This window comes from Amycolatopsis sp. NPDC003861, assembly GCF_053605405.1.
Genome location: NZ_JBSGJD010000206.1, coordinates 1 through 18,266 on the forward strand (window position 1 = coordinate 1; position 18,266 = coordinate 18,266).

General features: G+C 72.6%; 13 protein-coding genes. 1 reads left to right on the forward strand and 12 read right to left on the reverse strand.

Features of this window, described 5'->3' with window-relative positions; all coding sequences use genetic code 11:
- From ACWEVN_RS36070 to ACWEVN_RS36105, 8 genes are all read right to left on the reverse strand, one after another.
- The coding region (locus ACWEVN_RS36070; protein WP_452054260.1) for an amino acid adenylation domain-containing protein at positions 1–4,688 on the reverse strand (4,688 nt) is incomplete at its 3' end.
- Complete coding sequence (locus tag ACWEVN_RS36075) at positions 4,688–5,653, reverse strand: pyridoxal-phosphate dependent enzyme (protein ID WP_449687286.1); 966 nt, start codon at positions 5,651–5,653, stop codon at positions 4,688–4,690. The genes ACWEVN_RS36070 and ACWEVN_RS36075, both read right to left, overlap by 1 nt.
- Positions 5,644–6,825 (reverse strand): acyl-CoA dehydrogenase family protein, encoded by a 1,182-nt coding sequence (locus ACWEVN_RS36080; protein WP_452054261.1) that lies wholly within the window; start codon positions 6,823–6,825, stop codon positions 5,644–5,646. Before ACWEVN_RS36080 ends, ACWEVN_RS36075 begins: the two co-directional genes overlap by 10 nt.
- Entirely contained in the window at positions 6,822–7,439 is a 618-nt protein-coding gene (locus ACWEVN_RS36085; protein WP_452054262.1) for a DUF2786 domain-containing protein, read from the reverse strand. Before ACWEVN_RS36085 ends, ACWEVN_RS36080 begins: the two co-directional genes overlap by 4 nt.
- 3 nt (positions 7,440–7,442) lie before the next feature.
- Entirely contained in the window at positions 7,443–7,709 is a 267-nt protein-coding gene (locus tag ACWEVN_RS36090) for an acyl carrier protein (RefSeq protein ID WP_449687289.1), read from the reverse strand.
- A gap of 102 nt (positions 7,710–7,811) precedes the next feature.
- Positions 7,812–9,494 carry a phytoene desaturase family protein gene (locus ACWEVN_RS36095; RefSeq protein WP_452054263.1) on the reverse strand — a complete coding sequence of 561 codons (1,683 nt, stop codon included), beginning with the start codon at positions 9,492–9,494 and terminating at the stop codon, positions 7,812–7,814.
- Positions 9,495–9,599: 105 nt separating this feature from the next.
- Positions 9,600–12,170, reverse strand: a complete 2,571-nt coding sequence (locus tag ACWEVN_RS36100) for an FtsX-like permease family protein (protein WP_452054264.1) — start codon at positions 12,168–12,170, stop codon at positions 9,600–9,602.
- On the reverse strand, positions 12,170–12,946 hold the full coding sequence (locus ACWEVN_RS36105) for an ABC transporter ATP-binding protein (protein WP_310969867.1): 777 nt from the start codon (positions 12,944–12,946) through the stop codon (positions 12,170–12,172). Before ACWEVN_RS36105 ends, ACWEVN_RS36100 begins: the two co-directional genes overlap by 1 nt.
- Before the next feature lie 144 nt (positions 12,947–13,090).
- Here ACWEVN_RS36105 and ACWEVN_RS36110 point away from each other — a divergent pair, with 144 nt between their 5' ends.
- Complete coding sequence (locus ACWEVN_RS36110) at positions 13,091–14,368, forward strand: sensor histidine kinase (RefSeq protein WP_449687292.1); 1,278 nt, start codon at positions 13,091–13,093, stop codon at positions 14,366–14,368.
- Here ACWEVN_RS36110 and ACWEVN_RS36115 read toward each other — a convergent pair whose 3' ends face one another.
- From ACWEVN_RS36115 to ACWEVN_RS36130, 4 genes are read right to left on the reverse strand one after another with little or no spacing between them, the layout of a single operon-like run.
- Positions 14,369–15,013: a LuxR C-terminal-related transcriptional regulator gene (locus ACWEVN_RS36115; protein ID WP_086839021.1), complete on the reverse strand. Its 645-nt coding sequence runs from the start codon at positions 15,011–15,013 to the stop codon at positions 14,369–14,371.
- A 56-nt stretch (positions 15,014–15,069) separates the two neighbouring features.
- Positions 15,070–15,879, reverse strand: coding sequence for a hypothetical protein (locus ACWEVN_RS36120; RefSeq protein ID WP_452054265.1), 810 nt, complete (start codon positions 15,877–15,879; stop codon positions 15,070–15,072).
- A 4-nt stretch (positions 15,880–15,883) separates the two neighbouring features.
- A complete protein-coding gene (lysA, locus tag ACWEVN_RS36125) occupies positions 15,884–17,179 on the reverse strand; it encodes a diaminopimelate decarboxylase (RefSeq protein WP_452054266.1) in 1,296 nt (431 codons plus the stop codon).
- 11 nt (positions 17,180–17,190) lie between these two features.
- The gene (locus ACWEVN_RS36130; RefSeq protein WP_449687295.1) at positions 17,191–18,117 is read right to left on the reverse strand and encodes a 3-oxoacyl-[acyl-carrier-protein] synthase III C-terminal domain-containing protein; all 927 of its coding nucleotides are present in this window, start codon (positions 18,115–18,117) and stop codon (positions 17,191–17,193) included.
- Between the last annotated feature and the right edge of the window lie 149 nt (positions 18,118–18,266).

Consider the following 18,266-nt stretch of genomic DNA (forward strand, 5'->3'; position numbering starts at 1 on the left):
GGACCCGCCACATCGCCGAGGGCGAGACCCTCGTCGACCTGGCCACCGAGGCGGCCCAGAAGGCGCTGGCCAACAGCGGCCGCTCGGCCGCCGAGATCGACCTGGTCGTGGTCGCCACCTGTACCGCGGTCGAGCGCAGCCCCAACACGGCCGCCGCCGTCGTCCAGCTCCGCCGCCGGGACGACGTCGATCGCGCCCAGCGCCACCGAAGGATCGGCGATGGCGGTGTCGAGCAGGTGCCGGAACATGCCGGTGATCCGGCCCGCGCGCTCGGCGTCGAACGCCTCGGGCGCGTAGTCGAACCGGAAGGCCAGTTCGGGGCCGGGGTTCACGACCAGGCTGAGCGGGTAGTGGCGGGAGTCCTCGGTCACGGCGTCGAGCACGCGGACGTCGGCACCCAGCACGACCTCGGTCTGCTCGCCGTCGGCGGGCACGTTCTCGAAGACGATCGCGGTGTCGAACAGCTCGCCGGTGCCGGCCAGGCCGGGCACGTCGTTCTGCACCTCGGCCAGGCCGACGTGCTGGTAGGCCGACATCCGGGCCTGCTGGTCGCGCAGGACGACCAGGAGCTCGTCGAGGGTGCCCGCCGGGTCGAGATCGGCCCGGACCGCGACCGTGTTGATGAACATCCCGACCATGGTCTCCACGCCCGGCAGCTCGGCCGGGCGCCCGGAGGTGACCGAGCCGAACACGACGTCCCGGCGGCCGGTGAGCCGGCCGATCAGGATCGCCCAGCAGGCCTGCACGACCGTGTTCAGGGTGAGCTCGTGGCGGCGCGCCCACGCCACGAGTTCGGCGGTCTCCTCCCGCGACAGCACGACCTCGGCCGACTCCGGCACCGCCTCGAGGTGGCCGTCGACCTCCGGGGCCACCTTCGTGGGCTCGGCGAGGCCGTCGAGGACCTCGCGCCACGCCTGCCGGGCTTCCTGCTCGTCCTGACGGCCCAGCCAGGCCAGGTAGTTCCGGAACGGCGCCACTTCCGGCAGCGCGGCCGCCGGGCCGTGCGTGTACAGCGTGGCGAGCTCGCGGATGAGGATCGGCACCGACCAGCCGTCGGTGGCGATGTGGTGGGCGGTCCAGAGGAACCGGTAACGCCCGGCCGCGACCTTGATCAGGGTGAACCGGACCAGCGGCGGGCGGGCGAGGTCGAACCGGCGCTCCCGGTCCTCGGCCGCCAGCCGGGCCAGCCGTTCCTCGCGTTCGGCTTCAGGCAGCGTGGTCAGGTCGATTTCGGTCCAGGGCAGGCCGACCTCGGCCGCGATCAGCTGCACGGCGTCGCCGCCGCGGCGGTGCCGGAAGTACGCGCGCAGGGTCGCGTACCGGCGCAACAGGGCGGCGCACGCTTCGCGCAGGGCTTCGACGTCGAGCGGGCCGGCGAGGTCCGCGGTGGCCTGCACGGTGTAGACGTCGACGCCGTCGGGGTCGAACTCCGAATGGAACAGCAACCCCTGCTGCAGCGCGGAAAGCGGCCAGGCGTCCTCGATGCGGCCGCCGTCGGGGGCCAGGTCCCGCAGTTCGTCCTCGGTCAGTTCGACCAGCGGGCCGTCCGCCACGGTGAAGTCACCCGCGCCCGGCTCGCGGACGGCGACCTGTTCGGCGATCGCGGCCGGCGTGCGGCGTTCGAGGATGTCGCGCGGGGTCAGCTCGATGCCCGCGGTGCGGGCGCGGCCGGCCACCTGGATCGCGCTGATGCTGTCGCCGCCGAGGGCGAAGAAGTTGTCGTCGATGTAGACCCGCGGCACGGACAGGACTTCGGCGAGGATGTCGCAGACGACCGTCTCGACGGTGTTGCGGGGCCGCCGCCCGACGACCTCGGCCCGGAAGTCCGGGGCCGGCAGCGCTTCGCGGTCGACCTTGCCGTGTTCGGTGAGCGGCAGTTCGTCGAGGACGACCAGTGCCGAGGGGACCATGTAGTCCGGGAGCAGCTGCTGGGCGGTGCTGCGCACGTGGCCGGCGTCGATCGGGTCTTCGGCGTCGACGCCGATGAGGTAGCCGGCGAGGCGTTTGCCGCCGTCGGCGTCGGTGAGCACGCGCACGACGGCGTCCAGCACCCCGGGCACCGACCGCAGGACGCTTTCGATCTCGCCGAGTTCGATGCGGTGCCCGCGGATCTTGACCTGGAAGTCGCGGCGCTCCACGAACTCCAGCTGGCCGTCGGAGCGCATCCGGACGCGGTCACCGGTGCGGTACATCCGCTTTCCGGCTTCGCCGAACGGATCCGCGACGAACACCGCCGCCGTCCGCGCCGGATCGCCCACGTAACCGCGGCCCACGACCAGGCCGCCGACGAACAGCTCGCCGATGGCCCCCGCGGGCACCGGACGCAGCTCGTCACCCAGCACGTACAGGCGCGAATTCCGCACGGCGTGACCGATCGGCACCACCTCGACGCCGGACCGGATCACCGCGTGCGTCACGTCGTCGGAACACTCCGTCGGGCCATAGGCGTTCACCAGCGGCACCTCGGGGAACCGCGCGAACCAGCGCGTGCACAGGTCCGGCGGCAGCGCCTCACCGGTCACCACCAGCCAGCGCAGCCCCGAAACATCGGCAGCCCGCCCGGCCAGATCCCACGAATCCAGCGCCGCGCGCAGCAGTGATGGCACGACCTCCAGCACCGAGACGCCCTCGGCCCGGATCAAGCCGAACAAGGCGTCCGGGTCGGCCGCGATCGCCCGGGACACCACCCGGACCCGGGCGCCGACCAGCAAGGGGGCCAGCATCTGCCACACCGAGACGTCGAACGTGACGGGCGCGTTCTGGACGACCACGTCCGCGGGTTCCAGGTCGAGGTCTTCCACCTTCGCCAGCAGGTGGTTCACCATGCCGCGGCGGTGCACCATCGCGCCCTTGGGACGACCGGTCGAACCCGACGTGAAGATCACGTACGCCAAGTCCAAACCGGCGTCGTCGCGGGAAACGGGGGCCCACTCGGCGTCTTCGGCGTCGTCCAGCACGACGACCGCGGCCCCGCCGCCGGCCGCGGCCACGACCTCCGCGGCCAGCTCCTCGTACCCGGGGCCCACCGCCACGGCGGTCACGCCCGCGTCGGCGAGCAGCCCGGCCAAGCGGGCCACCGGCATCCCGGCGTCCAGCGGCACGAACGCCGAGCCCGACCACAACACACCCAGCACGGCCGACACGAACCCGGCACCGGGGTCGGCCAGCACGGCCACGACGCCGCGGGACGCCAGGCGGCGGGACAGAGCACTCGCCCGGCCGGCCAGGGAGCCGTAGGAAACCCACTCCCCGCCGTCGGCCACCGCGGGCGCGTCCGGCGAGGCCAGCGCGAACTCGCACACCCGCGCCACGACGTCGGCCCCGACCGGCCCGGCCGCCCCGACCCCGGCCGCCAGCAGCCCGCCCAGCTCGTCCGCCGACACGACGTCGACCGCGCCCAGCACCGCCGAGGAATCGGCCTCGGCGAGCCGGCCGACGAACCCGGCGAGCCGCTCCAGGTGTGCGGTGACGCCGTCGGCGTCGTAGAGGTCGGGGTTGCCGTTGAGGTGGATCTCGATGACGTCCTCGGTGACGTCGAGCACCGTCAGCGAAAGGTCGTTGGTGATCCCGGTCGACAGGTTCATCACGCGCGTGCGGCACTCGCCGAGCCGCAGGCCGGGCTCCGGCGGGAGCACGTTGACGAACGGGCCGCCGAACGGGCGCCGCTCGTCGCTGCGCACGCCGATGTCCCGGCGGATCTGGTTGACGTGGTAGCGCTGGTGCTTCAGGGTCGCGGCCAGCTCCCGGGACGCCTGGGCCAGCAGCTCGGCGATCGTCGTCTGCGGCTCGACCACCATCCGCAGCGGCAGGTAGTTCGCGACCATGCCCGGGGTCGCCCGCGAGCGCACGCCCGCGCGCGCCGCGACCGGGACGGTCAGCAGCAGGTCCTTGATGCCCGAAAGCCGTTGCGTGTAGGCCGCCATCGCGGCGATGAAGAACGTCGGCAGCGTCACCTTCGCCGCCGCGGCCGCCTCGCGCACCGCCTTCGCCGTCTCCGGCGGCAGCGTCATCGTGCGCCGCAGGAAGCCGCGGGCCGGCGCCGGTTCCTTGCCGGACAGGCTGACCAGGTCGGGCGTGGTGTCGAAGTGCCGTCCCCAGAACTCCTTGTCCCGCAACCGGTGCGGCGAGTCCTGGTAGGCGAGGTCGGCGTCGAGCAGGAGCCGGAACGGCGGCAGCGCGGTGGGGCCGGGGTCCTCCCCCGCCAGCAGCGCGTTGTAGAGCTCGCCCAGGCGGCGGTGGCAGATCGCCGCGCTGAAGCCGTCGCCGATGAGGTGGTGGGTGGTCAGGTACCAGAAGTGCCGCTGCGCCCCGACCTTGATCAGCGCGCCGCGGAAGAGCGGGAAGTCCTCCAGGGAGAACGGGTGCCGCATGTCCTCGTGCATCCAGCCGAGGGCGGCGGCCTCCGGGTCGGCTTCCCCGGTGACGTCCGGGTAGCGGATCGGCAGCTCGTCGAGCGGCTCGATGAGCTGCCGCGGTTCGCCCTCGACCTCGACGAACCGGGCGCGGAAGCACTCGGCTTCGTCGGCCAGCGCACGCAGGGCCGTCCGGAACACGCCGACGTCCAGCGGGCCGGTGATGTCCAGGTAGTCCGCCATCGCGTAGGCGAGGCCGCCACCGGACAGCTGTTCGTCGTACCAGACGTCGGTCTGTGCGGTGGACAGGGGCAGGAACGCGTCGACCGCGGTCATCAGGGCACCTCGAAGAGTGTTTTGGCGTACGGGGTTTCGTGTTCGGCGCCGTCGAGCAGCGCTTCCGGGCCGTAGTTGTCCTTGACCCACTGGTCCTGGTAGATCGTGTCCAGGTAGCGGTCACCGAGGTCGGGCGAGATCACCACCGCCGTGGCCGCGTCGTTCTCCGCCAGCCAGCCCAGCGCGCCCGCCAGCACCATGCCCGAGCCGCCCCCGAGCAGGAAGCCGCTCAGCGCGAGCTGCCGGCACGCGCGGATCGCGGCCGCCTCGTCGACCCGGACCAGATCGTCCACAAGGGACATGTCGATGACCGGGAACCGGACGCTGGTGCGCACCGCCGTGCTGCGCCGGGCGGCCCGCGGGCCGGGGCCGACGCACTCGACGGCCACGATCCGCACCTGCGGCCGGACCTGGCGCAGGTAGCGCGCGCAGCCGGTGAGGGTGCCGGCCGAGCCGACCCCGACGAAGAGCACGTCGAGGTCCGGCACCGTGCGCAGGATGTCCGGGCCGGTGGAGCGGAAGTGGGCCATCCAGTTGCCCGCGTTGACGTACTGGTCGAGCCAGGTGTAGCCGGCGTTCTCCGCGCACAGGCGCCGCACGAGCCGCAGGCCCGCGGCCGGGTCCGGAGCGACCAGGACCTCGGTGCCGAGGTTCTGCATCAGCTGCCGGGTGAGCAGCGTGCTGCGCGGGTCGGTGACGCAGACGAACCGGTAGCCGCGGCTGGCCGCGACCAGGCTCAGCGCCACGCCGAGGTTGCCCGACGACGTCTCGACGATCGTCGAGCCCGGGCGCAGCACACCGGCGCGCTCGGCCAGCGTCACCATTTCGAGGGCCGGCTTGAGCTTGCTGGAGCGCGCGAAGTTGAAGCCCTCGCACTTCATCAGGACCCGCCGGTCCACGAGGTGGCTGAGGTCGACGTACAGGTCCGTGACGTCGAACTCCTCCGGCCTGGTGATCACCCGCACGACGAACCTCCGGCATACGCGGGAAACGGCTCGCCACGGCCGAGCTTTCCCGTGGTCAGGCCCTGGAAGACGGTGAGCTTCTGGATGTTGCCGGCGCCTTCCATGAATTCGACGCCGCGCGCGTCCCGGGCCAGCTTGTCCAGCGCCGGGTGGTCCCAGCGGGCCCGCGGCCCGAAGAAGCCGCACGCTTCGAGCGTGGCGTCCTCGGCCAGCTGGCACGCTTCGGCTTTCGCCGCCGAGGCGAGGTGGCCGCGGGAGCCGTCGGCGTCGACCTCGATCGCGGACAGGTGCACGAGGTGGCGGACGCCGTCGATGCGGCGGCCCAGCTCGTCGAGCCGGCCGCCTTCGGCGCGCACGTAGTCGTGGGCGGCCGCGGCGATGCCGAGCGCGATCGCGGCGACGCCCGGCCGCAGCCGGTTGAAGGTCTGCACGCACGCCCACATGCCGCGGCGGGCGGGCGAGCGGTCCCGGCCGAGCACGCGCTCGCCGGGCACCGCGACGCCGTCCAGGGTCAGCTCGCAGATCCGCGCGGCCCGCAGGCCCAGCGACTCGAGCGGCTCGGCGTGGAAGCCCGGGTCCGTGGTGTCCACCAGGACCGCCGTCACGCCCAGCGGGCCGGGCCCGGTGCGGGCGAACACGACGCCCAAGGCGGCCCGCGCGGCGTTGCCGACGTACTTCTTGCGGCCGTCGAGGCGGTGCGGGCCGCCGTCGGAGGACGTCGTGAGCGCCGTCTCCAGCGCGGTGGCGTCGGAGCCCCGGTCCGGCTCGGTGAGCGCGAAGAACGTCCAGGTCGGCCGCTCGAGGAGCCGGCCGTAGAACCACTCCTTCTGCTCCCGGTCGGCCAGGACGTCGACGAGCACGCCGGACATCGACGCGCCCGGGCTGGCCAGCATCAGGCCGGCGTCGCCACGGGCGAGCTCTTCGAGCACCACCGTCCGCTCGATCGCCGTCATGCCGTGGAACCGGTGCGGCCCGAGCCGCAGGCCCGCGCCCCCGAACTCCTCGGGGACGAGCATGGTGGCGAGGCAGCGGACGCCGTCGAGGTCCAGGAACTCGCCGACCCCGTCGGGGTCGGTGTCGAGGCCGGCGCCCGCGGCGCGGAACTCGGTCCCCCACTCGCGGGCCGCGTCCCGCAGTGCTTCGAGCCGTTCGTCGAGCACGGTCGCCGTCACGCCGCGACCTCCGCGGTGTAGGCCCCCGCGAGCAGCTCCGAGACGTCGGCGACCTCGCCCGCGCCGCCGCGGACGAACCCCGCGGCGCCCAGCAGGCGCAGCAGGACGCGGTCGGTGCCGGTGAGCCGCCGGTGCAGGTAGGCCAGGGCCTCCGGCGGCGGGCCCGCCGGGTGTGCGGTCAGGAACGCCCGCACCTCGAGCTGCCCGGTCAGCGCCTCGGCGACGGCGCCCTGGACCAGCTGACGGCGCAGCAGGGTGGTGTCGCCGCTGCGCCGTCCGCCCAGGTAGGCGAGGCCGGTGTCGAGCAGGGCACCGGAGAGACCCAGCCGCAGCCACACCGACCCGGTCGCCAGGACCTGGCCGGGGTGGCCCGCGGGCCGGTGCGTCCGCACCAGGACGACGGGGCCGCCGGGCAGCTCCGCCGTCCGGACCACGAGCACGTCGCCGTCCACCGGCCCGGCCGGCAGGACCGCGGTACCACCGGCGCCGAACACCGGTTCCCCGGCCGGCAGGGCCGCGTGCAGCACCGCCAGTGCCGGGGCCATCCCCACCGCGCGGGCGGTGTCGTGGCACCGCAGCCAGGTCGCCGTGATCGGCGGCGAGATCGTGGTCATCGCTCAGGCGGCCATTTCTGCCGAAACGAACCGGGCCAGCGAACCGACCGACTCGAAGTGGCTCATTTCCAGGTTCTCGGCGTCGAATTCGATGCCCAGCGCCTCTTCCAGCTGCATCAGCAGTTCCAGCACGCCGGTGGAGTCGAGGCCGGCGTCCGCGAGCCGGGTCTCCGGGCCGAGGTCGGCGACCTCCGTCTCCAGCACGGACTCGAGTGCGGCGCAGATCCCCGCGACCACGCGGTCGTCCAGGACCTCCGTCGATCCAGCCACGGTTTCCGTCACTTTCGCTCACCATTCCCTTCGTCAAGACAGCAGCACTTACCCACGGGCCCGGAACCGGGCCCCGAGTTCTTTCCTTTTCCGGAGGAGTCCTTATCCCGCCACGACCCGGTCGAGCAGGGCGAGGCCGCGGGCCTCGCGCCGCCGCAGCCCCCGGGACGTGCGCAGCGGGTCCCAGCCGGGCTCGCGGTCCGGGAGCAGCTCGGGATTCCCCAGCACCCCGCCGGCGCCATCGGTGAGCACCGGCCGGCCGAGGATCGTCGAGGCGCACAGCGCGCCCCCGGTCGCGACCCCGACGATCCCGCCACCGTGCAAGATGCTCTGGCCCGTCAGGTAGAGACCCTCGACACCCGAATCGATATCCGGCCGTTGCCCGACCCGGCCCCAGGTGTGCAGGCCGTAGGCGCTGCCCCCGGTCGAGAGCGTGTAGCGCTCCTGGGTCAGCGGCGTCGACGTCTCGGCGTGCACGAGGTGCTCGCGGAACGGCCCGATCGCGGCCTCGGCCAGGTCCAGCATCTGTTCGGTCAGCCGGTTCTTCGCGCCGAGGTAGCCGGGTTCGCGCCGGTACCGCGCCCCGTGCGCGGGTCCGTCCGTGAGCCCCCAGTGCGCGTACCCGGGCGGGCAGGCGGTCATGATCTGGAAGTTCATGTGTCCCGGCGGGCACGCCGAGCCCGGCACCGGGTCCTTGAGGGAGGCGAAGGACAGGAACGCGAACGGCAGCTCGTCGAGCCGGCCGGCTTCCACCCGGGCGTAGGCCGCGTCGACGTCTTCGTCCGGCCAGTACCAGATGTTCGCGCTGGGGAGCGGGAGTTCCCGGTCGAGTGCGACGTAGCAGACGGCCAGCGGCAGGCGCATGGTCGCGGTCTCCGCGCGGGCCACCACCGGCTCGGGCAGGTTTTCCCGGCCACCGCACAGTTCCAGGACGGTGCGCCGGTAGTCCGCATTGGACACGACCACCGGGGCGCGGTGTTCGGTGCCGTCGGTCAGCCGGACACCGGCCGCCTTCCCGCCTTCGATCAGGATTTCCTCGACCCGGGTGCGGGTGAGCAGCGTGCCGCCGTGCGACTCCAGCAGCTCGACGAACGACGCGGCGATCACCTGGCCGCCGCCCTCCGGGTAGTAGGCGCCGCGCAGGTAGTCGTCGAGCATCATCGTGTGCGCGACGACGAGCGTGCCGGACGGCGCGGACCCGTAGTTGCCGGACTGGGCGGCCAGGATCGTGCGCGCCCGGGCCGAAAGCCCGCAGTGGTCGAACAGCTGCGCCAGCGTCCGGCGGCTCCAGCGCAGCATCACGGCCGGCACCTTCGCCGGGGCCGCCGCGAAAGCGGACTGGCGGCAGGCCCGCGCGACGGCCGCGCAGATGTCGATGTAGCGGGTGATGCCCTCGGCCTCCGCGGGGAGCGCGGCCCGCAGCCGGTCGGCGTAGCGGTCCCAGCCGACCGGCACGTCCACGGTGACGCTGGGCAGGACGATCCGGTCGAACCCGTCCGGGTCCATCGGGTGGAAGCGCACCCGGTCCCCCAGGCCGAGGCCCGAGAGGACCCGCGGCAGCAGGCCGTCCGGTCCGCAGTCGCCGAGGTAGTGCACCCCCACGTCGAACTGGTAGGCGCGGCGGCGGCGGAACACGTGGCTGTTGCCGCCGGCGACGTCGTGCTGTTCGAGCACGAGGACGCGCATCCCGCTCGCCACCAGGTACCCGGCGCAGACGAGCCCGCCGATCCCGGAGCCGACCACGATGGCGTCCCAGCGCCCGGCGGCGTTCTCTTCGGTGTTCACGCCCCGACGCTATGCCGGGGCGGTGACCTCGGGCTGACCGCGCGCTGACAATCCGGGGGAGAGTTCGTCAGCGCCTCTCTGGGGTTCCGGCCCGCCCGAGGCCACCTATTCAGGGGCGAGCGTCGAAGGCGACGGCCTGGTGCGCAACGTGAACCACGTCGGCGCACAGGTGGCCACCACCGTCAGCACGACGGCCAGCCCGAGTATCACAAGATATATCCACAAAGGACCGGACGGGAAGAGGCTGTCCGACACCGCCGCGCTGAAGGGCACCAGCATCGACGCCGCGACCAGCGTGCCGAGGAAGACGCCGATGGCGGCCACGATCCCCGCTTCCACGGCCATCATCCGCATCACCTGGCCGCGCGTCGACCCGATGAGCCGCTGCAGCCCGAACTCCCGGCGCCGGTCCGCCGTCGCCATCACCAGCGTGTTCACCATGGAAATCGCGGCGTACACGAGCAGCAGCCCGACGATCAGGTAGTTGACCCAGGCATTGGCCTGGACCTCCGCCAGGAACGCCTTGGTGAGCGCCTCCCGGCCGGCCACCTGCACGCCGTCGACGTCCCCGACCCGGCCGCGCAGCGAGGCGAGCAGATCGCCTTCCGCCGTCCCGGGTTGCGCCATCACGAGGATCCGGTCGGCCGCACCCGCGGCCGTGTGCGGCGCCAGGGTGTCGGCCGGCATCAGCGCCGACGCCGAGGCCGCGGTGGTCCGCAGCGTCGCGACGACGTCCAGGGTGGCCCGGGAGCCGTCGCCGAGCCGCATGACGATCTTGGCGCCCACGCCGACCCCCAGCCGTTGCGCGAGATCCGCGGGCAGGGCGATCGTGTTGCCGCGCAGGGCGTCGAGCTTGCCGGTCTCGACGAGGCTCCCCCACGCCCGCGCCACCCCGTCGGCGGTGATGCCGGTGAGGTCCACGCCGTCTTCGTCCTGCGTCGCGTCGGAGGGCTTTTCGTTGTAGCCCTTGCTGGTCACGAACGCCGTGGCCCCGGCGACGCCGGGTGCCTGCTGCACCTTGGCGACCAGGTCGGGCGGCAGGTCCCCGGTCGCCGACGTCACGACGGCGTCGGCGAGCAGCGAGTCGGTGTACTGCTTCTCCGCGACCGCGACCTCCGTGGTCTGGAAGTACAGCATGAAGATCGCGAGCCCGGTGGCGAGCATGATCGGCGTGACCGCGCCGGCCATCGGCATCCAGCGGGCCCGGGCGTTCAGCGAGGCCAGGTAGCCGGGCAGGCCGCCGAACGCGCGGATCGGCCGGCGCAGCACCCCGACCAGCAGCTTGGTCAGGCCGGGGGCGAACAGCGCGACGGCGGTCGCCACCAGGGTGACGGCCGGGCCGGCCGTGCTCGCCGCGAGCGGGCCGTCGACGACGGTGATCGTCAGGTAGGCCAAGGCGACCGCGCCGATCAGGCTCGACACGCCGAGCCACAGCCGGGTCGGGGTCAGCCAGCGCGTCGGGATCGCCGTCTCCCGCATGGCTTCCACGGGCCGGGTGCGGCCCGCGTACCGGGCGGCGACGAACGCGGCGCCCCACGCCGAGCTCAGACCCACGACGGCCGCGGCGACGACCGGGTAGAAGCCCTGCTCGAACTTGAGGACGGGCTGGATCACGCCGAACCCGGTCAGCCGTCCGAAAAGCCAGTCGCCGAGGAGCACGCCGGGGAAGATGGCCAGCGCGGTCCCCAGCGCCCCGATGATCATCGCCTCGCCGGTGATCATCCGGCTCAGCTGGCGCGGGGTCGCGCCGATCGCCCGCAGCATGGCCACCTCGCGGCGGCGCTGCTGCACCGAAAGCGTCAGGGTGCTCGCGACGACGAACATGGCGACCTGCGCCGCGAGGCCACCGAACACGGCCGCGAGGATGATCAGCAGTTCGCCGTCGCCGGCGGCCTTGGCGAACTCCGCGGACCCGCGGGCGTCGCCGGTCAGCGTCACCGCGCGCTGGTCGCGCACCGCGGTGGCGATCTGGGCGTTGACGGCGTCGACATCGGCACCGGGCGCGAGCTGGACGCCGAACGCGTCGACCTGCCCGGCCGCGGAGCGCAGCCCGGCGGCCTCGGCGGGTGAGAAGAACACCGCGTCGGAAGCCATCCGGCGGCCGGCGTCGGCGATGCCGGTGACCTGGTAGGAGTGCACACCGCCGCGGACGGCGATGTCGACCTTGCCTCCGGCGTGCGCGCCGATCCGCCCGGCCGTGGCCGCGTCGAGCACGACCTCGCCCTCGCGGACCGGCGCCTGGCCCTCGGTCAGCCGGTAGGGCGCCAGCTCGGCGGAAACCCAGCTGTGACCGGCCTGGGTGCCGGGCACCGACGGGCCGCCGGAGTCGCCGAGCACCTCGGCGTGGAAGGAGACGTCCGGGACCACGTGGGCGACCCCGGGTACGCCGCTGATCGTGCCGGCGAGGCCTTCGTCGAGCCGGACGCGCTCGGACAGCGTCGCCGTCTCGTGGTAGGCGTCCTCCCCGTGGCCGACCGTGGGCAGGTCGTAGGACTGGTTGCCGGCCACCACGATCGGCGCGGCGGCCAGGCGCTGCGGCGGGATCACGGTCCGGATGCCGGTCTCCATCAGGCCGCCGCAGGCGAGCATGACGGCGGTACCGACGAAGACCGAGACGAGGGTGGCGATGAAGCCACCGGTGCGGTAGCGCAGGGTGCGCCAGACGAGGGTCAGCATCAGCGCGTCAGCTCGCTCGGCCGCTGCTCGGCGCGGGCGACCAGGCCGGTCATCCGGCGGGCCACCTCTTCCGGGTTCGGCTGCCGCAGCTCGTCGACGACGCGGCCGTCGGCGAGGAAGAGCACGCGGTCGGCGTAGGAGGCGGCCACCGGGTCGTGCGTGACCATCACGATCGTCTGCCGGGCCACGCTCGTCGCCTCCCGCAGCAGGTTCAGCACCTCCTGGGCCGAGCGCGTGTCGAGGGCGCCGGTCGGCTCGTCGGCGAAGATCACTTCGGGGTGCGTGACGAGGGCGCGGGCGATCGCCACCCGCTGCTGCTGCCCGCCGGAGAGCTCGCTGGGCCGGTGGTCGCGCCGCTTGCCGAGGCCGACCTGCTCGATGACCCGGCGCACCCACGCCGGGTCGGCGCGACGGCCCGCCAGCCGCAGCGGCAGCGTCACGTTCTGCTCGACGTCGAGCGCGGGCAGCAGGTTGAACGCCTGGAAGACGAACCCGATCCGGTCGCGCCGCAACCGGGTCAGCTCGACCTCGCGCATCACGCTGAGGTCCGTGCCGCCCAGCACCACCGAGCCGGACGTCGGCTTGTCCAGGCCGGCCGCGCAGTGCAGCAGCGTGCTCTTGCCCGACCCCGACGGCCCCATCACCGCGGTGAACGTGCCACCGGCGAACCCCGCCGTCACGTTGTCCAGTGCCAAAACCTGCGCCCGGTCCTTGCCGTACGCCTTGCGTACGGACAGCAGCCGCACGACTTCGGCCGTGTCGCCTTGCTGGTACATCTGCGGCTCCCCTGCGCGTCCTTCGATCTTTACCGCGACCACGTTACGAAGCCGCGGGCCGGTTTCCGAGGGTGCTAGGGAGCGGAAGTTTGCGGGGGTTAGCACTACCGCGGAAAGCGGCCCGGCCTGCGCATAATGGGCGCCATGACTAGCGGAAGCCCGGTCGCCACGATGACGCGGTCGCTGCTGCGCGACGGCGGGCTGGCGACGGTGCGCGGCAGCGCGCTGGCCGTGGTGGCGGTGACCGAACTCGTGATGTTCGTCGTCGTGGTCACCGCCGCCTCGCTGATCGGCGTGGGCGTGGGACTGTTCATGCTGCCCCCGGCGGTGCTGCTGATGCGCTCGCTGACCGGCCGGGTGCGCGCGTCGGCCGCGGCGTGGTCGGACGTGCGGATCGCCTCGCCGTACCTGCCGGAGCCGGCCGGGAGCACGCCGCTGCGCCGCTGCCACCACCTGCTCGGCGACCGCGCGAACTGGCGGGACGCGCTGTGGCTGCTGGTCGACAGCTCCCTCGGCATCCTGCTCACCCTCACCCCGCTGCTGCTGATCCTGCACGGGATCCGCGGGCTCACGATGCCGTTCCTGGTCGGGACCGAGGCGGCCGAGTGGCTCGGCAGCTGGTACGTCGTGCTCCCGGTGGACGACCAGCCGACGGCCTGGTTCGCCGCCATCCTCGGCCTGGCGCACTTCCCGCTCGCGCTGTGGAGCGCCCCGCACCTGCTGAAGCTGCACGCGCGGCTCGCGGCCACGCTGCTGTCCCCGACCGAGGTGACCCGGCTGACCAACCGCGTGCAGCACCTGGCCGAAAGCCGCGACGACGCGGTGGGTTCGCAGGCGACCGAGCTGCGCCGCATCGAGCGCGACCTGCACGACGGCGCGCAGACCCACCTCGTCGCGATGGGCATGACGCTCGACGCCGCCATGCGCGTGCTCGATTCCCACCCCGAAGCGGCCCGGTCCCTGATGGACGAGGCGAAGAACAGCTCGGCGAAGGCGTTGCAGCAGCTGCGCGACCTCGTCCGCGGCATCCAGCCCCCGGTCCTGGTCGACCGCGGCATCGCGGACGCGATCCGCACCCTGGCGATCGAAAACCCGCTGCGCATCGAGACGACGATCGACCTGCCGGGCCGGCCGTCACTGGCGGTCGAGACGGCCGCGTACTTTTCGGTGTCCGAACTGCTGAACAACGCGATGAAGCACTCGGGCGCGGACAGCGGCGCGATCAACGTGCACTACGAGTTCGGCCGCCTGGTGATCAACGTCAGCGACAACGGCTGCGGCGGCGCGCACACCGAGGGCGGCTCGGGGTTGCGGGGCATCGAAAAGCGGCTCGCCCCGATCGACGGCTTCATCACCATCCTCAGCCCGCTCGGCGGCCCGACCATGGTGACCATCGAAATCCCGTGCAGCCTCGAACCCTGATCAGTGCTTCAAGTACGCCAGCACCGCGAGCACCCGCCGGTTGGCATCCTCCGACTGGGGCAGGTTCAGCTTGGCGAGGATGTTGTTGATGTGCTTGGAAACGGCCTTCTCGGACACGACCAGCTCGCCCGCGATGTTGCTGTTGGACCGGCCTTCGGCCATCAGCTTCAGCACCTCGCGCTCCCGGGGGGTGAGCCGTTCGAGGCGGTCGTCGCGGGTGTTGTGGGTCAGCAGGCGGGTCACCACGTCCGGGTCCATCACCGTGCCTCCGAGGGCGACCTGGCGGACGGCGTCCACGAACTGGTCGCCGTGGAACACGCGGTCCTTGAGCAGGTAGCCGACCGAGCCCTCGCCGTCCGCGAGGAGCTCGTCGGCGTACAGCCGTTCCACGTACTGCGAAAGGACGAGCACCGGGAAGCCCTGGATGCGGCGGCGCGCTTCGATGGCGGCGCGCAGGCCTTCGTCGGTGAAGGACGGCGGGAGCCGGATGTCGACGATCGCGATGTCGGGCCGTTCGCGCAGCATGGCCTCCAGCAGGTCCGGCCCGTTGTCGACCGCCGCGCTGACCTCGAATTCGTGCGCTTCCAGCAGCCGTACCAGGCCGTCCCGGAGCAGGAACTGGTCTTCTCCGATGACCACGCGCACTTGTCCGTCCCCCGCTTCCGAGCCCGACCACGACCAACGCCCATCTTAGGGCCGCGTCAATCGGACTCGGCGACCACGCAGATCCCCAGCGCACCGCGGCGCGGGTCGTGGTCGGCCAGCACCACCGGACCGGCGGCCGGGCCGTCGGCGAGCGGTGCCCACAGGCCGGTGCACGGGAATTCGGGCGGCGCGACGATCGCGTCCGGCCAGGAACCCAGCCCGGCGAGCCCGGGGCCGATGACGACCGTCTCCGCCGGCTCGAGTTCCGGAAAGGCGTCCAGCGTCGCTTCGGGTTCGTAGCCGACGCGGACCGGCCGGCCGCCGTCCGCCTCGAACAGCAGGGCCACGGCGGCGTCGCCGATCCGGTCCGGCGTGTCGTACGGCGTGACACCCTGGTCCATGATCAGGACCAGGACGCGCCGGTAGCCGTGGCGCCGGACGTACGAGCCGGCGATCCGCAGCGCGGTGAACGGGGCCAGGCTTCCCTGCCCCGACACGGAAAACACCAGCGGGTGGCCGGGCAGCACGGCCGTCAGGTTCACCGGCGCCGACAGCCGCGGGTCGAACTCGGGTGCCGCGTGGGCGACGATCGCGAGGTCGATCCGCTCGCCGGACAGCTGCCCGGCGAGCAGTTCGCGGGCCATCTCGAGGAAGGGGTTGCCGCGCGCCCGGGTCACCCGCTCGGGCCGGAAGCCGATGTCGTGCCCGCGGCTGAGGTCGGCGAAGTACCGGTGCAGCGCGGGGACGTCGATGGCGCGCTCGCCGGGTGCGAACTCGCGCCGGATGGCCAGCGCCAGCTTCAGCGGCAACGGCTGCAAACCCGGCGCAGGCGCGGAGGACAGGGTGGTCGCGGACGCGCGGTACATCTGCCTAGCGCTCCGCCCCCACCGCGACCGGCGCGGCGAACTCGTGCAGGTGCTGACGCCGCAACAGGTCCGCGGGCTCGTCCCGCTCGCTGACCAGGTAGTGCTGTCCGTTGTGGACGATGACCTCGGCCGGGTAGCCGTGGCTGAGGAACAGCACCGGGGACGCCGTCGGGCCGTAGGCACCGGACCGCGTGACGCCGATCAGGTCACCGGCCCGGACCGGCGGCAGCGCGGCCTTCTTGGCCAGCACGTCGTTGGGCGTGCACAGCGGCCCGGTGATCTGCCAGGTTTCGGTGGCCGGCTCGTCGACGCGGTTGAGCAGCCGGATCGGGAAGTCGCGCTTGACGTAGGAGCCGATGCCGACGGCGGCCATGTGGTGGTTCGTGCCACCGTCGGCGACGGCGAAGTTCTGCCCCAGCGACGTCTTGGTGTAGCGGACGCGCACGACGTAGGTCCCGGCCGTGGCGGCCAGGTACCGGCCGAGCTCCATGACCAGCCGCGTCGCCGGGTGCCGCTGCGCGAACTCGTCGATCACCGGGTTCAGCATCGAGGCGAGCCGATCGCGGTCGAGGTCCGTTTCGCCGTCGAAGTAGGCGACCCCGAGGCCGCCGCCGACGTCGACCATCTCCAGCGGGAAGCCCAGCTGCCGCGAAACGCGTTCGGCGAGCTCGAAGATGCGCCGCGTGTTCTCGACGATCGGTTCCTCGTCGAGGATCCGGGTGCCCATGTAGACCTGCACGCCCATCAGCCGCAGGTGCGGGTGCCGGCCGGCGAGGTCGGTGGCGGCGAGCAGCTGCTCCTCGTCGATGCCGAACTGGCGCGGCTTGCCGCCCATGGTGAGCCCCGAGCCCTTGACCGCGAAGCTCGGGTTCACCCGCAGGGCGACGCGCGCCTCGATGCCGCGTTCCCGCGCGAGGTCGTCGAGCAGCCGCAGTTCGCCGAACGATTCGCAGACGACGGTGTAGACGCCTTCGTCCAGGCAGGCAGCCAGTTCCGACGCGCTCTTGCCGGGACCGAGGAAGATGATGTCCTCGCCGGCGACCCCGGCCCGCCGGGCGGTGATCAGCTCGGCCATCGACGACACTTCGGCCCGCGCGCCGTGGGCGTGCAGCAACGCGCACACCGAGATGTTCGGATTGGACTTGAGCGAGTAGAAGATCTCCAGGCGCGGGTGCAGCCGCTCCCGCAGGCCGAGGAGCCGGCCGCCCAGTTCGTCGCCGTCGTAGACGAAGAGCGGGGTGCCGTAACGCTCCGCGAGCTCCCCGATGCCGACGCCGGAGATCTCGAATTCGACACTCATTGCAGCGCTCCTCATTTCCGGAAGACCATGGCGGAGAACGTCGACCCCAGGCCGACGGAAATCATCAGGTAACAGGCGCCCGGCGCGATGAGTCCCAGGCCGTCCGCGGTGTGGTGGTTGAGAAAGGGGTCGGCGCAGAAGCAGTGCCCGGTCAGCCCGACGTTGCGCAGGAAGATCTTCGAACGCGGGATGCCGAGCGCGGCGCTCGCCCGCACCCAGGAGATCTTGTTGACGTTGTGCGGCAGGACGAGGTCGATGTCGTCGACGCCCAGCCCGGCCGCCGCGATCGCTTCGAGCGCGACGTCGGCGACCGCGCCGGGGTAGATCTGCCGGAATTCGGCGGCCTGCTCGTCGTCGAGGATGACTTCGCCGCCCGGGCCGCCGAGCGTGGTGGTGGCGTAGCCGAGCAGCGTGTCCTGGTCCTCGCCGGGGCCGACGAGCACCGCGGCGGTGGCCTCGCCCATGATCGCGGTGTCGGGGATGACCTGCGCGGAGTGGGTGAACGCCTTTTCCCCGGTGAGGACGAGGGCGAGCGCGTCGGGATCGCCGTCGGCGGCCAGCAGCGTGCCGCAGAGGTCGACGGCCAGCAGCCCGGAGGCGCAGGCGTGGTCGGTGAGGGTGAACAGGGCCGCGTGGGTGAGCCCGAGCGCCTCCCGCACGTCGACCATGGGGTCGACGGGGTACGGGTTCGCGGCCGGCATCGTCTTCGCGCGCACGACGTACCGCACGCGCTCTTCCCGGCCGCGGAGGGAATCGAGCTTGCTGACCGCGCCGAGCACCATGTCCGCTTCGGACTCGTCGGACCGGCAGACCCGGTCGAGGCCGTACATCCGCCGGAAGCGGCGCACCTGCCCGGCGTCGAGGCCCAGTTCGTCCTGCAGCGATTCGATCGGCACGGTCGTCGGCACGTAGGTGGACACCGCAACCAGCGAAGTCATCGCGCGGTCAACTCCCATCGGGGTTCGCCACCGGTTCTCGGACCACCCCAGGATCGCGAGGAACGCTGACGGCCCACTGACGGGCGGCTGACCTGCGCGCGGCCGGTCGTGAGTGGTAAGGCGCGTTAGAACCCGCCTTACCACTCACG

What these genes read in the sequence shown, in the direction of transcription:
- ACWEVN_RS36085 (WP_452054262.1), bottom strand. Translation starts at nt 7,439, where the DNA reads ATGACCACGATCTCGCCGCCGATCACGGCGACCTGGCTGCGGTGCCAC.
- ACWEVN_RS36100 (WP_452054264.1), bottom strand. Translation starts at nt 12,170, where the DNA reads ATGCTGACCCTCGTCTGGCGCACCCTGCGCTACCGCACCGGTGGCTTC.
- ACWEVN_RS36105 (WP_310969867.1), bottom strand. Translation starts at nt 12,946, where the DNA reads ATGTACCAGCAAGGCGACACGGCCGAAGTCGTGCGGCTGCTGTCCGTA.
- ACWEVN_RS36110 (WP_449687292.1), top strand. Translation starts at nt 13,091, where the DNA reads ATGACTAGCGGAAGCCCGGTCGCCACGATGACGCGGTCGCTGCTGCGC.
- ACWEVN_RS36120 (WP_452054265.1), bottom strand. Translation starts at nt 15,879, where the DNA reads ATGTACCGCGCGTCCGCGACCACCCTGTCCTCCGCGCCTGCGCCGGGT.
- lysA (WP_452054266.1), bottom strand. Translation starts at nt 17,179, where the DNA reads ATGAGTGTCGAATTCGAGATCTCCGGCGTCGGCATCGGGGAGCTCGCG.
- ACWEVN_RS36130 (WP_449687295.1), bottom strand. Translation starts at nt 18,117, where the DNA reads ATGACTTCGCTGGTTGCGGTGTCCACCTACGTGCCGACGACCGTGCCG.